General features: G+C 43.1%; 1 protein-coding gene. It reads left to right on the forward strand.

The genetic code is table 11. The features are described from left to right. Positions 1-600: PilZ domain-containing protein (locus A3766_RS27570; RefSeq protein WP_068643378.1), on the forward strand; the 600-nt coding region annotated here is incomplete at its 5' end. Positions 601-745 lie beyond the last annotated feature (145 nt).

The raw sequence follows: 745 nt of genomic DNA on the forward strand, positions 1-745 counted from the left end.
AATTCAGTGACGCACGACAGTGAAAGAAGACGTTATTTTAGAGTGACGGACCTTGTTGGTCTTCGTTATCGCTTTCTTTCGGAGGGTGAAACTGATTTGGCGGTGCAAGCTCAACCGACTTCTCTGAAGTCTCTGCTGTCACAGATAGAGCACCAGATAGCAACAGATCTGACAGTACTGAAGAATTCCCAACCTGAAATTCATAATATTCTTGATCTTTTTAACCAGAAAATAAATTTGGCTTTTGGCCACGGTCTTGCCTCTGGCCAAGAAGAGGGTCTCGAGCAGTCTACTTCTGCTTGTCAGGTTAATTTGAGTGCTTGTGGAATCGCTTTCCCGCTTGAAGAAAGTGCTGCTTTGAATCAGCATGTTCATATAGAACTAACGCTATACCCCAGTAATACTCGATTGCAGCTCTTAGCAGCTGTTATTGCTTGTGATGCATTGGATGAGAGCATTGATGGCAAGCCCTGGCTTGCGCGCGCTGACTTCGTTAATGTCACCGAAATTGATCAGGAAACATTGGTTCAGCATGTCATTAAGCGCCAGGTTCAACAGCTAAAAGGTAATCGATCTGAAGATGACGGTAGCTTGCAATGAGCTAGAGTCTGTCGAGCTCTAGCTTAAAAAGTTATGTTTGTTATGTTGTCGTTAAATTTGCTGCTACCCTTCTGATACTGACGTTCAAGAAAGAAAGCTTTATTGATCTGCTCGTTCTTAGCCGTACCTAAAGTTTCTTTATCAA

The sequence above is a fragment of the Oleiphilus sp. HI0132 genome, assembly GCF_001635845.1.